General features: G+C 59.0%; 11 protein-coding genes. 6 read left to right on the plus strand and 5 right to left on the minus strand.

Annotated features, from left to right (window positions below):
• Positions 1–387: 387 nt before the first annotated feature.
• The 4 genes from ACFOFO_RS08410 to ACFOFO_RS08425 all read right to left on the minus strand — a co-directional run bounded on the left by ACFOFO_RS08410 (position 388) and on the right by ACFOFO_RS08425 (position 3,844).
• Positions 388–1,389, minus strand: coding sequence for a S49 family peptidase (locus tag ACFOFO_RS08410; RefSeq protein WP_390323798.1), 1,002 nt, complete (start codon positions 1,387–1,389; stop codon positions 388–390).
• Positions 1,390–1,410: 21 nt separating this feature from the next.
• The gene (locus ACFOFO_RS08415) at positions 1,411–1,818 is read right to left on the minus strand and encodes a Rieske (2Fe-2S) protein (RefSeq protein ID WP_390323797.1); all 408 of its coding nucleotides are present in this window, start codon (positions 1,816–1,818) and stop codon (positions 1,411–1,413) included.
• Positions 1,819–1,845: 27 nt separating this feature from the next.
• Positions 1,846–2,505, minus strand: coding sequence for an HAD-IIIA family hydrolase (locus ACFOFO_RS08420; protein ID WP_390323794.1), 660 nt, complete (start codon positions 2,503–2,505; stop codon positions 1,846–1,848).
• Positions 2,506–2,815: 310 nt separating this feature from the next.
• Complete coding sequence (locus ACFOFO_RS08425) at positions 2,816–3,844, minus strand: RluA family pseudouridine synthase (protein WP_390323792.1); 1,029 nt, start codon at positions 3,842–3,844, stop codon at positions 2,816–2,818.
• A gap of 583 nt (positions 3,845–4,427) precedes the next feature.
• Between ACFOFO_RS08425 and ACFOFO_RS08430 the strand changes: the two genes are divergently transcribed.
• The 3 genes from ACFOFO_RS08430 (at position 4,428) to moaA (ending at position 10,212) form a co-directional block, all read left to right on the plus strand.
• Entirely contained in the window at positions 4,428–7,421 is a 2,994-nt protein-coding gene (locus ACFOFO_RS08430; protein WP_390323790.1) for an Rne/Rng family ribonuclease, read from the plus strand.
• Positions 7,422–7,636: 215 nt separating this feature from the next.
• Positions 7,637–8,998: a chromate efflux transporter gene (chrA, locus tag ACFOFO_RS08435; RefSeq protein WP_390323788.1), complete on the plus strand. Its 1,362-nt coding sequence runs from the start codon at positions 7,637–7,639 to the stop codon at positions 8,996–8,998.
• 98 nt (positions 8,999–9,096) lie between these two features.
• Positions 9,097–10,212 carry a GTP 3',8-cyclase MoaA gene (gene moaA, locus ACFOFO_RS08440; protein WP_390331376.1) on the plus strand — a complete coding sequence of 372 codons (1,116 nt, stop codon included), beginning with the start codon at positions 9,097–9,099 and terminating at the stop codon, positions 10,210–10,212.
• 40 nt (positions 10,213–10,252) lie between these two features.
• Here the strand turns inward: moaA and ACFOFO_RS08445 are convergent, their stop codons facing one another.
• Positions 10,253–10,474 carry a hypothetical protein gene (locus tag ACFOFO_RS08445; RefSeq protein ID WP_390323786.1) on the minus strand — a complete coding sequence of 74 codons (222 nt, stop codon included), beginning with the start codon at positions 10,472–10,474 and terminating at the stop codon, positions 10,253–10,255.
• A 402-nt stretch (positions 10,475–10,876) separates the two neighbouring features.
• Between ACFOFO_RS08445 and mobA the strand changes: the two genes are divergently transcribed.
• Genes mobA through ACFOFO_RS08460 form a run of 3 tightly spaced genes read left to right on the plus strand, consistent with a single transcriptional unit; the run spans position 10,877 to position 12,335 of the window.
• On the plus strand, positions 10,877–11,500 hold the full coding sequence (gene mobA, locus ACFOFO_RS08450) for a molybdenum cofactor guanylyltransferase MobA (RefSeq protein ID WP_390331346.1): 624 nt from the start codon (positions 10,877–10,879) through the stop codon (positions 11,498–11,500).
• The gene (locus tag ACFOFO_RS08455; protein WP_390331348.1) at positions 11,487–11,813 is read left to right on the plus strand and encodes a putative quinol monooxygenase; all 327 of its coding nucleotides are present in this window, start codon (positions 11,487–11,489) and stop codon (positions 11,811–11,813) included. The genes mobA and ACFOFO_RS08455 overlap by 14 nt, the downstream gene beginning before the upstream one ends.
• A gap of 21 nt (positions 11,814–11,834) precedes the next feature.
• Positions 11,835–12,335 (plus strand): SRPBCC family protein, encoded by a 501-nt coding sequence (locus tag ACFOFO_RS08460; RefSeq protein WP_390331350.1) that lies wholly within the window; start codon positions 11,835–11,837, stop codon positions 12,333–12,335.
• Positions 12,336–12,363 lie beyond the last annotated feature (28 nt).

Genomic DNA, 12,363 nt, shown 5'->3' on the forward strand with positions numbered 1-12,363 from the left:
CGGGGGAATCATCGCGGACCCATAAAATGAAAACGGCAGTGTTGCGCTGCCGTTTTCGGGTTCCTTTACTTCTTCACTAATTTCGAGGAAACCGAATCTCCTCACAGCCGCTTACGCGGGAGCATTGACTGCTTGTATTCATTCAATCCAGTACGAGCTCCGCATCTAAAAACGTTGACCAACTAGATGCAGACCACCACGCTCAATCTGTCTTGCGGGCTTTTCATGATGCCGATATCTGCCCCCTTTCAAACTAGCCGATCACGCATTCAATATAGAACACCGGGGAGAACATGCAAGCGGATATTCGGCATCGGTAACTGGAAGTAACTCATCTTATTTTAATGCGCCCCTGCTGGTAAAAATGTGCCATGCGCGATCATGTCTTCAATGCAAGATCGGTTTGGCACCGTGCCACACCGATTTCACCGCACCGGCGCCAATCGCCGCGCCGAATTTCTTCAGCACGCGATCGGACAGGCCTTCATGCTGGGTGTAATCAACGATGTCTTCAGCCTTGAAGACATCGCGCGCGACACTGTCGACGGTACCGAAATCATCGGCCAAACCCATCTCGATCGCTTTTGCGCCGCTCCAGAACAGGCCAGAAAAGGTTTCCGGCGTCTCGATCAGACGTTTGCCGCGCCCGATACGAACCACTGAGATAAATTGTTGATGAATTTCATCCAGCATCTCCTGCGCGTGCGCTTTCTGTTTCGCGCTTTGCGGGCTGAACGGATCCAGAAAGCCCTTGTTCGCGCCGGCGGTCAGCAAGCGGCGCTCGATGCCGACCTTGTCCATGATGCCGGTGAAACCGAAGCCATCCATCAGCACGCCGATCGAGCCGATGATGCTGGCCTTGTTGACGTAGATTTTTTCTGCCGCCGCCGCGATGTAATAGCCACCGGACGCGCACATTTCATCGACTACGACGTATAACGGCTTATGCGGATAGGCCTTGCGCAGGCGGGTGATTTCATCGTTGATCATGCCGGACTGGACCGGACTGCCGCCCGGACTATTGATCCGCAGCACGACGCCGACCGAACCGCTGTCACCAAAGGCCCGATTCAATGCTGGAATCACGTTTGCGGAGGAACCGCTGCCGCTGTCTTCGATTTCACCGTTAATCTCGACCAGCGCGGTATGCGTGCCGGTGATCTCGATATTGTCATTGTTGTAGTTCAATGCCAGCTTGATGCCGACCACGATGAATGCCAGCAGCACGAATTTGAAAAATATCCCCCATCGGCGGCGTGCGCGCTGCTCCTTGAGCGTGGCAAATACCAGTTTCTCGAGCACCTCGCGTTCCCAGCCGTCTTTTCTGATGCCGGCCGGCAGTCCTGGCGCGGGATTCGATTCATTATTACTAAGATTATTGTCACTCATCTTGTCACTTCTCTTCGTCATTTATCGGTTGGTTAAAGCCTGTATGGCGTCGTCGCTTCCATTGTTGGCTGGCTGAATGTAATTATCCGGTTGCCAACATATCTGGTGATCCGTTTCGACTACCTTGATCACACGCAGCCGTCCACCGCGACAGGGGCCACCGACGCAATGTCCACTCTCCGGCTCGTAGATCGCACCGTGCGTGGCACACATCAGGTACAGCCCGCTGGATTCAAAAAACTCGCCTTCGGTCCAGTCCAGTTCCATCGGCACATGGGCGCAGCGATTCAGGTAGGCATGCGCGACGCCGCCATAGCGCACCACAAACCCGGTGGCGGCCTCGCCGCCTGCGGTGACGGCGAAGCGTACGCCTTTGCCGCCCTCCTGAACACTGTCGGACGCACAGATCGTGATCAATTGCTCGTTCATCACCGTCTGGTTTCCATCAAGGCAGGGTCACGCATTCTGATTGAGCCAGTCGCGCAGTTCGGCCACCGAGGCCGCCGAGTACATCGGCATCAAGGCATCGAGTTCATGCGCGGGATGAGCGCCGTAACGTACCGCAATCCCGGCGGCGCCTGCGTTGGCCGCCATCTGCAGATCGTGCGTGGTGTCGCCGATCATGACGGTTCGCTTCATATCCTGTCCCAGTTCGCGCGTCAGTTCCTGCAACATTGCAGGATGCGGCTTCGAGAAGGTTTCATCGGCGCAGCGCGTCGCATCGAACAACGACAGCAGCTTGGCGATATCGAGCGCACGGTTCAAGCCGACGCGGCTCTTGCCAGTGGCGACGGCAAGAAAATAGCCGTCATGCGACAACTCGGTCAGCATCTCGCGCACCCCGTCAAACAAGGTCAGCTCATGATCCTGCGTCAGATAATGATAACGGTAGCGCTCGACCATGCGCGGATAGTATTTCGGATCCAGTTTGGGCAGTACTGCCTCCATCGCCTCCTGCAGGCCGAGCCCGATCACATACGAGGCGGCGCGGTCCTGCGGTATCGGGAGTCCCAAGTCCCTGGCAGCGGCCTGGATGCACTTGACGATGGTCGCGGTACTGTCCATCAAGGTGCCATCCCAGTCGAAGACGATCAAATCAAATTGCTTTCTTGCCATGTTGCCTGGCAGCGCCGCTGCCAGCTCCTTCTATGTGTTCTGTCGGTAATTAATATATGAATATGACCGATTTTAATTGATTCATTTCAATTTATTAGTCGGCCTTGTCTAAAGCTTGCTTACGATCCCTAAGTTTATACGCGCGCTCCGCGTTAGTCCGATGTTAAACCTCTTCCATTTCGCATATTTGGCAGACTCATGGCAGTATATGAAATATCTTCATTAAATTACTGCCGGATGGATCCGATGGCATTGGAGTATATATTTCAGCTCATCGCCACCCTGTCATTTCTGACAGCCCTGCCCAAGCTCACCTGCTTTGCACCACCGGCTTCCCGAGACTCTTCAGGAAGCGATCGCACTCCGGCGCCAGCGGCGCATTGAGCGTCACCGGCTTGCCGGTTTCGGGATGGGTGAAGGTGATCTGGTGCGCGTGCAAAAACATCCGCTTCAATGCGCCGCGCGTCTCGTTCGCCTTCAGCAACGCCCGGTTCAGCGCAAAGTCGCCGTACTTGTCGTCGCCGGCAATGGCGAAACCGCTGGACGCGAGATGGACCCGGATTTGATGGGTGCGGCCGGTCTTGAGCTCAGCTTCCAGCAATGCGAATTGGTCGAACTTGCGCAGCAAAATGAACACGGTGTGCGACGGCAAGCCATCGGCCTGCACTCTCACCCGCCGCTCGCCGTCCGGCGTGGTGTACTTAAACAGCGGCAATTTGACATGCTGCCGCGTATTTTGCCAATCACCATGCACCAGCACCAGATAGCGCTTGTCGAGCAGGCCGGCGCGAATCTGTTCGTGCAGATTGACGAGGGCAGACCGTTTCTTCGCCAGCAGTAATATTCCCGAGGTTTCGCGATCCAGCCTGTGCACCAGTTCCAGGAATTTCGCATCCGGCCGCGCTGCGCGCAACTGCTCGATCACGCCATAGCTGACGCCCGAGCCGCCGTGGACCGCGACGCCGGCCGGCTTGTCGATAATCAGTAGATGGCTGTCTTCGAACAGGATCTTGAACTCGGCACCCGGTGCCGTTGGCGCTGTCTTTTCAGCAACCCTGATCGGTGGAATGCGCAGCACATCGCCGGCCGCCAAGCGGTAGGTCTGGTCGATCCGGCCCTTGTTGACGCGCACCTCGCCGGAGCGCAGCACGCGATAAATATGACTCTTCGGCACGCCTTTGCAGACGCGCAACAGGTAGTTGTCGATACGCTGTCCGGCCTCTTCATCGGAAATCGTGACGCGCTGGACCTGGGGCTGGACTTGGGAGTGAGCTTGTGATGCGTGGGCGGGCGTCGACTTTTCAGCGACTTTCCCAGAAAATCTCTCTAAGTCCTTCATTTTGAATATATAATTGTTTTCGCGGTGGGGTTAAAACCACTGCTGGTGTAAGAATAAAAAGACCATTCTACACAGGGGCGTCTCCATCGGCCTCGCCAATTTGCAAATTCGATGGAAAAGACGTGTACGCCGCATCCCTGCGCGAATCAAGGTCGCACCGTTGTTGTCATCGGATAACGCGCCAGGATGTTGGACCAGAATGTCTGGATTGTAAGGATAAGTCCGGCGAGAAATACAGTTTGTAAGCTCGCTGGTTGATGTAGTTGATAACGTATGCCGTTTTCGCTGAACCGCAAAATTCTGTTTGGCTCTATTACCCTGCTCACCGCCTGCGAGTTAGCTCTCTGCACCCGACTTATTCGGGGCGCATGACCAGCAAAGCGCAAGTGATGCGTGCACTCGGCATCTCGATCGACTTCATTCGCGCCCCGTTGCGGCATTGGCGCATTTGCGCTGCACCGTCGCACAATAAGGCAATTCCACCCGCCAGATACTCCGCTCCCGCGTACATCCCTGTACCTTTGCCGCAGCCGTCAAACGGTGTGCGGCCCTGAAGATGACGTTCGCGTCACGGAGTAAAAAAATGAAACGCATGTTGTTCAATGCCACGCAGCAGGAAGAATTGCGCGTAGCCATCGTCGACGGGCAAAAGCTCATCGACATCGATATCGAAACCGCCGGACGCGAACAGCGCAAGTCCAACATCTACAAAGGCGTGATCACGCGTATCGAGCCATCGCTCGAAGCCTGTTTCGTCAATTACGGTGAAGAGCGCCACGGTTTCCTGCCATTCAAGGAAGTAGCCCGCACCTATTTCAAGGAAGGCGTCGACGTCCGTAACGCGTCGATCAAAGAAGCGCTGCGCGAAGGCCAGGAAATCATGGTCCAGGTCGAGAAGGAAGAGCGCGGCAACAAGGGCGCCGCCCTGACCTCGTTCGTGTCGCTGGCCGGGCGCTATCTGGTCTTGATGCCGAACAATCCACGCGGCGGCGGCGTATCGCGCCGGGTCGAAGGCGAAGAACGCCAGGAACTGCGCGACACCATGGACAAGCTGGACCTGCCGAATGGCATGTCGGTGATCGCCCGTACCGCCGGCATCGGCCGCAACGTCGATGAACTGCAATGGGACCTGAACTACCTGATGCAACTGTGGCGCGCGATCGAAGGCGCCGGCAAGTCGGCATCGGGCGCGTTCCTGATTTACCAGGAATCGTCGCTGGTGATCCGCGCGATTCGCGATTACTTCCAGCCTGACATCGGCGAGATCCTGATCGACACCGACGAGATCTACGACCAGGCGCATCAATTCATGAGCCACGTGATGCCCGACATGGTGCATCGCGTCAAGCGCTACAGCGACGACGTGCCGCTGTTCTCGCGCTTCCAGATCGAACACCAGATCGAAACCGCCTACTCGCGTACCGTGCCGTTGCCATCGGGCGGCGCGATCGTGATCGATCATACTGAAGCGCTGGTCTCGGTCGACGTCAACTCGGCCCGCGCCACCCGCGGCTCGGACATCGAAACCACCGCCTTCAACACCAACTGCGAAGCTGCCGAAGAAGTGGCACGCCAATTGCGCCTGCGCGATTTGGGCGGCCTGATCGTGATCGACTTCATTGACATGGAGAACGCAAAGAACCAGCGTGAAGTCGAAACCCGCCTGAAGGATGCGTTGCACTTCGATCGTGCCCGCGTCCAGATGGGCAAGATTTCCCGTTTCGGCCTGATGGAATTGTCGCGCCAGCGTCTGCGCCCTTCCCTGTCCGAAGGCAGCCACGTGACCTGCCCGCGCTGCAGCGGCACGGGCCACATCCGCGACACCGAATCGTCCGCATTGCAAGTCCTGCGCATCATCCAGGAAGAAGCGATGAAGGAAAATTCGGCCACCATCCACGTCCAGGTACCGGTCGACGTCGCGGCCTTCCTGCTCAATGAAAAACGTGGCGAAGTGCTGAAGATCGAGACCCGTCATCGCGTCACGATCCTGCTGATCCCGAACAAGCATCTGGAAACGCCGCACTACAAGCTCGAGCGCATCAAACACGACGATCCGCGCCTGGAAGACAGCAGTGCCAGCTACACCATGGCCGAGCATGCCGAAACCGACATCGGTTACAGCAAGCGCCAGAAAGAAGAAATCAAGCCGCGCCAGGAAGCGATGGTCAAGAGCATCACCCCTGATCAGCCGGCTCCGATCGTCGAGCGCAAACCGGAACCGACGGCCCCGGTTGCACCGGCCGCACCCGTCATGGTCGCTGCCGAAGAAGGTTTCTTCAGCCGCCTGTTCGGCCTGTTCCGCAGCAAGCCGGTGGCACCTGTGGCCGCCGCCGAGCCGGTCAAGGAAGCCAAGCCGGCCAATGGCGGCGAACGTGGTGAGCGCGGCGATCGCAACGGCCGCGGTCAACGCGGACGCGGTCGTGGCGGTCGCAACCGGGACGAACGCGAAGCCGGACGTAGCGAACAGCGTCCGGAGTCAGGCAAAGAAACGCTCAAAGACAGCAACAAGCCGGTACCAGCCGACATTGCCGACAACAAGGCAGCGCGCCAGCCGCGTCCACCACGCCCACCGCGGGAACCACGTGAGGCGCGCGAGGGCAGTGAAGGCAACCGCGAACGCGGTGAGCGTCCGCCACGCCCGCGCGAAGAGCGCAAGGAAATGCTGGCAGTTGACACAAAAACCGACGACGCCGCATTGAAAGATGCTGCGCTGCTAGCTGCTGCTGGCGCCGTCGCTGCGACCGCGATCACCACCGCAACCGTCCCAGCATCGGCACCAGCGGAGACAGACGACGCCATGCCGATCACGGCCGGCGGTCCGGATACCGAGTCTGAAGAGCCAGGTGAAGAGCCGCGTCGCCGTCGCCGTCGTGGCGGTCGCAACCGCAATCGCCGCGACCGTGAGGCAGGCGAAGCAGGTGAGACAAGCGAAGCAATGGTTGGCGCAGAACACGGCGACCACGTGGACGCTGGCGCATCGGCACCTGCAGCCAGTTTCGAGCCGGTAGCCGAACAAGCGGCACAGGCACAACAGGCACAACAAGCGGAACAGGTACAACAGCGCTTGATCGAACCGGTTGCCGTGGTACCGGCTCCTGCACCTGCGCCTGCACCTGCACCTGCGCTGGTCGCCACCGCACCGGTCATTGCCGAGCCGGTCGTGACCGCGGCACTGGAAGTCGAACCGGCAACTGCAGCACCGCTGCCGATCGCCGAACCGGTGATCGTGACGCAAGCCGTTGCACCTGAGATGCCAGCACCCGTTGCTCCGGCAATAGTCGTACCGGTCGCACCGGTCGCACCGGTCGCACCGGTCGCACCGATTGCTCCTGTCGCTGCGGCGCCAGTAGCTGCGGCGGCGGCCATCCAGCCGGCGCCGATGCCACTCGACGATCTACGTCAGGTGCTCGACTCCGCCGGCTTGACACTGGCCGGCACCGACCCGGAAAAATTGCGTGCCGCACAGGAGGCCGCCGAGAAAGTGGCTGCCGCACCGCGCGTACCGCGGGAACGCAAGGCCTTGCCGCCATTGCCGGCCGAGCCATTGATCCAGGTGGATACACATCATCATCAATAAGTGAAATTCTTCTCAATACCGAAGAAATTCACAGCGATGTGACGCACTACATCGCACTGCGATGCAATGCAATGCAACGAAAAAGGGAGCCGATGGCTCCCTTTTTCACACACCCGCGCTTTGAACCAATGACAATTAAAAACAATTAAAAATAATTAAAAATAATTAAAAATAATTAAAAAGTCAGCAACTTGCTCACCCTTCCCCCATCCACTATGCCTAGTCCGGACACCGTACGACCTGCCGACGTCAGCCTGAGCGCCGCCTTCTGGTATTGGCTGAAACTCGGCTTCATCAGCTTCGGCGGGCCGGCCGGCCAGATTGCGCTGATGCATGCCGAGCTGGTCGAAAAACGACGCTGGATTTCGGAGCAGCGCTTCCTGCACGCCCTCAATTACTGCATGGTGCTGCCCGGGCCGGAAGCGACCCAACTGGCCGTTTATATCGGCTGGCTGATGCACCGGACACGCGGCGGCCTCATCGCCGGCACATTGTTCGTGCTGCCGTCGCTGGTGATCCTGATCGCGCTGACCTGGATTTACATGGCTTTCGGCAACGTGCCGCTGGTGGCCGGCGTGCTGTATGGCATCAAGCCGGCGGTGGTGGCCATCGTATTAGCGGCGGCGGCGCGCATCGGCGCACGCACGCTGAAAAATGCGTGGCTGATCGCGATTGCGGTCGCGGCCTTGCTGGCGATTGCGGTCGGGCACGTGCCGTTTCCGCTGATTATCCTGGTTGCCGCACTGCTGGGCTGGATCGGCGGCCGGGTCCGGCCCGATCTGTTCGTGATCGGCGGCGGCCACGGCGGCGTCCCCAAGTCGTATGGCGCGGCGATCATCGATGATGCCACGCCGACACCGCTGCACGCGCGCTTCTCGTGGGCCAGGCTGATTGCCGTACTGGCGGTCGGGGTCGGGCTCGGTGTCAGCGCATGGCTGGCAATCGCGGCGCTGTTCGGCATTCATCAACCGTACGCACAGATGGGCTGGTTCTTCAGCAAAGCGGCATTGCTGACCTTTGGCGGCGCTTATGCCGTGCTGCCCTATGTCTATCAGGGCGGTGTCGAAACCTATCACTGGCTGAGCGGCCCGCAGATGATCGACGGCCTGGCGCTGGGCGAAACCACGCCCGGCCCCTTGATCATGATCGTCGCGTTCGTTGGTTTCGTCGGCGGCTGGAGCAAGGCGCTGTTCGGTGCCGATGCGCTGCCGCTGGCGGGCGCGGTGGGGGCCAGCGTCGCCACCTTTTTCACCTTCTTGCCGTCGTTCATCTTCATCCTGGCCGGCGGCCCCATGGTCGAATCGACGCGCGACAATATTCACCTGACCGCGCCGCTGACCGCGATCTCGGCCGCAGTGGTCGGCGTGATCGTCAGCCTCGCGCTATTCTTCGCGCAGCAGGTGTTCCTGCTCACATCACCGCAACCGCATCTCGATTATCTGGCGCTGGCGATCACTGTAGCGGCCTGCATCGCGGTGTTCCACTACAAGATCGGCACCATCAAGCTGATCCTCGCCTGCGCGCTTGCCGGCCTCGTGGTATCGTATTTACCATCGATTGCCGTGGCGATCGGCTAGCCGAAGCAGCGCCAAGTGCCCAAGCGCAGAATATACTCCATTAGATACAATCCATTTCCGCAATGATTCCTTAGGCAATGGCAACATACTCCGACAAAATGCCTGAAAAAGTGATCCCTCTCGCCGACCATCGCACGCTGACTGCGGTGCCGGTGATCCCCGTTCGCCTGGAGCAGCCCAACGGCCTGCTGACCGACACCCTGGCGCGGCCACTGCACGATTTGCGGATTTCGGTCACCGATCGCTGCAATTTTCGTTGCGTGTACTGCATGCCGAAAGATGTGTTCGACAAGGACTACGCCTTCCTGCCGCACACCTCGCTGCTCTCGTTCGAGGAAATCACGCGGCTGGCAGGAATTTTTGTCGCACACGGCGTCGAGAAGATCCGACTGACTGGCGGCGAACCGCTGCTGCGCAAAAATATCGAGAAACTGGTCGCCATGTTGCGCGCATTGAAAACGCCGGACGGTCGCGACCTTGACCTGACGCTGACCACCAATGGCTCGCTGTTGGCGAAAAAGGCACAGGCGCTGAAGGATGCCGGCCTGAACCGCGTCACGGTGTCGCTCGACGCACTCGACGAAGCCACCTTCCAGCGCATGAACGATGTCGACTTTCCGGTCGCCGACGTGCTGCGCGGCATCGATGCCGCCCACCGCGCCGGACTGGGACCGATCAAGATCAACATGGTGGTCAAGCGCGGCTGGAACGAGCAGGAAATCCTGCCGATGGCGAGTCACTTCAAGGGCACGCCATATATCCTGCGCTTCATCGAATACATGGACGTCGGCGCGTCGAACGGCTGGCGCATGGATGAAGTGATTCCCTCGGCCGACGTGGTGCGCCGTATCAGCGCCCTGATGCCGCTGCAAGCAATCGAAGCCAATTGCACCGGCGAGACTGCAGCGCGCTGGCGCTATGTCGACGGAGGCGGCGAGATCGGCGTGATTTCCAGCGTGACCCAGGCCTTCTGCCACGCCTGCAACCGGGCCCGGCTATCCACCGAAGGCAAACTGTACACTTGCCTGTTCGCGACCGGCGGTCACGATCTGCGCGCATTGCTGCGCAGCGGCCGCTCGGATGCGGAAATTTCCAGCGCGGTGGCGCATCTGTGGCGTGCGCGCTCCGATCGCTATTCCGAGCTTCGCAGTGAAAAAACGGCCGAACTGGGGTCGGCCGTCAAGAAGGTGGAGATGTCGTATATCGGCGGCTGACGCTGATCCACCTGCTCGCACCGTCGTGACCGATGGTCGCTCAGTCTGTAAACACGTCGCGGCACAGTGCGCGGGTCTCGTCCGGATGCAGCTTATAGACACTGGCACCGGTGTAGATCGCGCTCGACAGCAGCGACCACACCAGACTGTTCCATAATGCGACATCAACCGCGTGCCCCTTCATCAGCTCGCCGACCATCAGCACCGCGAACACCAGTTTCGTGACCAGGAAAAACCGTTGCAACCAGAATGCCTTGTCCATTTCAAGCTCCTTTAGTGGTCAATAATTTTCTGTACGTTCATGCAGGCTTGCGCCAGGATTTCAGATAACTCTCCTGCACATCGCCAAACATCTTTGCTTGGTCGCGCCGGTGCAATCGATACCACTTCCAGTTTGGCCGGGCCCGTCGTCAATTCTTTGTAGGTGATCCTTGTTAAATTTGGCGACCGTATCGCGCCACACCCAGCTGCCGCTGGCATTTATCCGCAGCTAAATACGTCGAGAATTACACATACTCCATGATGATTTTGTGTGACTCATTTGCGGTACGATTGCGGGATGACCGCAGCAGCGCAATAAAAACGCGGCATCGAAACACTGCCGGATCGAATTCCATAAAAATATTTCCCATCTGACCAAGCCGCCGAACAGGAGCCAGCAACCATGCCTGCACAGAAAAATGCAACGAACGACCTCATCACCGGCCTGATCCTGGCGGGCGGCCGCGGCAGCAGAATGGGCAACGTGGACAAGGGTCTGCAGTCGTTTCGCGGCGCGCCGATGGCGCTGCATGTGATGTTGCGACTGGCGCCGCAAGTGGGTGATCTGATGATCAATGCGAACCAGAATCTGGGCCCGTATGAAGGCTTCGGCGTGCCGGTCTGGCCCGACGAGCTAACTGGTTTTGCCGGTCCGCTGGCGGGCCTGCAAACCGGTTTGGGCCATTGCGAAACGCCCTATCTGGTCACCGCGCCCTGCGATTCCCCCTTCCTGCCGACCGATCTGGTGACACGTCTGTATCAGGCCTTGGTGCATGAGGACGCCGATCTGGCGGTCGCCGTCACGCTGGAAGATGAAGGCGGTGAGCCGCGGCGCCAGTCGCATCCGGTGTTTTGCCTGTTGAAGACATCGCTGCGGCCGCATCTGACCGAATTCCTGCAAGGCGGTGGTCGCAAGGTCGATCAGTGGTATGCGTCGCTGAAGGTGGCCGAGGTGGTGTTTGACGACGCGACGGCGTTTCGCAATATCAATACGCTGGAGGATTTGCGCAGGTTTGAACCAATCTAACCGTGTATCAAGGAGGGGGAAGACGATGATCAAAATTATGGCCCGAATTTCATCGCGCGCCGATTCTGCAAGCGCGCTTGGCAAAATCCTGCGAGATCTGGTTGATCCTACGCGCCGCGAGCCAGGTTGCGTGAGTTATGACCTGTTTCAGAATAACGATGATCCGCTCGAGTTTGTGACCATCGAGCATTGGACAGATCAGGCAGCGGCGGATGCTCACCTGACGGCGCCGCACGTCGTCGCAGCGATCGCCAACGCCGGAGATCTGCTGGCGCAACCACCTGCGATCCATCGCTATACGCGGATCAGCTAAAAAAACCGAGGGAAATCGATGATGATGGTGAACGACGCTGCAAAGCAATGGGAATTATTTTCCCTGACCTGCGTGCGCGTGGACACCGAGATCGACATCGATTGCTCGCCCCAGCAAGTCTTCGATTATGCATCCACACCGGCGCTATGGCACACCTGGCATCCGGCAACGGTTGAGGTGCGCAACGTTCCGGATCGGCCACTGACTGCCGGCGAGACTATGCTTGAACTGATCGCGGTGGCAGGTCGCCGCGATCAGGCGATTTGGACTGTTCTGGCTTGCGTGCCGCCACAACGCTGGGAAATTACCACCGACACCTGCAATGGAATGGCACACATCATCTACACGATCATGCCCACCGATAGTGGTTGCCGCTTCCACCGCACGCTGGAATACCGCTCGAAGCGCCGGCCGTGGCGCCATCTCGATGCGACGCTGACGCGCTGGATACTCAAACGCCAGTCGTCCAGGGCGCTTCAAAATCTGAAAACTGTGCTTGAGCGGCGGCGATCGTCTGATTGAGGCTTGCGGACGCGTCCATATGCGTTGC

This window comes from Pseudundibacterium arcticum, from assembly GCF_042646465.1.
In the GTDB taxonomy this organism is placed as follows: domain Bacteria; phylum Pseudomonadota; class Gammaproteobacteria; order Burkholderiales; family Burkholderiaceae_D; genus Undibacterium_A; species Undibacterium_A arcticum.

What these genes read in the sequence shown, in the direction of transcription:
- ACFOFO_RS08410 (WP_390323798.1), bottom strand. Translation starts at nt 1,389, where the DNA reads ATGAGTGACAATAATCTTAGTAATAATGAATCGAATCCCGCGCCAGGA.
- ACFOFO_RS08415 (WP_390323797.1), bottom strand. Translation starts at nt 1,818, where the DNA reads ATGAACGAGCAATTGATCACGATCTGTGCGTCCGACAGTGTTCAGGAG.
- ACFOFO_RS08420 (WP_390323794.1), bottom strand. Translation starts at nt 2,505, where the DNA reads ATGGCAAGAAAGCAATTTGATTTGATCGTCTTCGACTGGGATGGCACC.
- ACFOFO_RS08425 (WP_390323792.1), bottom strand. Translation starts at nt 3,844, where the DNA reads ATGAAGGACTTAGAGAGATTTTCTGGGAAAGTCGCTGAAAAGTCGACG.
- ACFOFO_RS08430 (WP_390323790.1), top strand. Translation starts at nt 4,428, where the DNA reads ATGAAACGCATGTTGTTCAATGCCACGCAGCAGGAAGAATTGCGCGTA.
- chrA (WP_390323788.1), top strand. Translation starts at nt 7,637, where the DNA reads ATGCCTAGTCCGGACACCGTACGACCTGCCGACGTCAGCCTGAGCGCC.
- moaA (WP_390331376.1), top strand. Translation starts at nt 9,097, where the DNA reads ATGCCTGAAAAAGTGATCCCTCTCGCCGACCATCGCACGCTGACTGCG.
- ACFOFO_RS08445 (WP_390323786.1), bottom strand. Translation starts at nt 10,474, where the DNA reads ATGGACAAGGCATTCTGGTTGCAACGGTTTTTCCTGGTCACGAAACTG.
- mobA (WP_390331346.1), top strand. Translation starts at nt 10,877, where the DNA reads ATGCCTGCACAGAAAAATGCAACGAACGACCTCATCACCGGCCTGATC.
- ACFOFO_RS08460 (WP_390331350.1), top strand. Translation starts at nt 11,835, where the DNA reads ATGATGGTGAACGACGCTGCAAAGCAATGGGAATTATTTTCCCTGACC.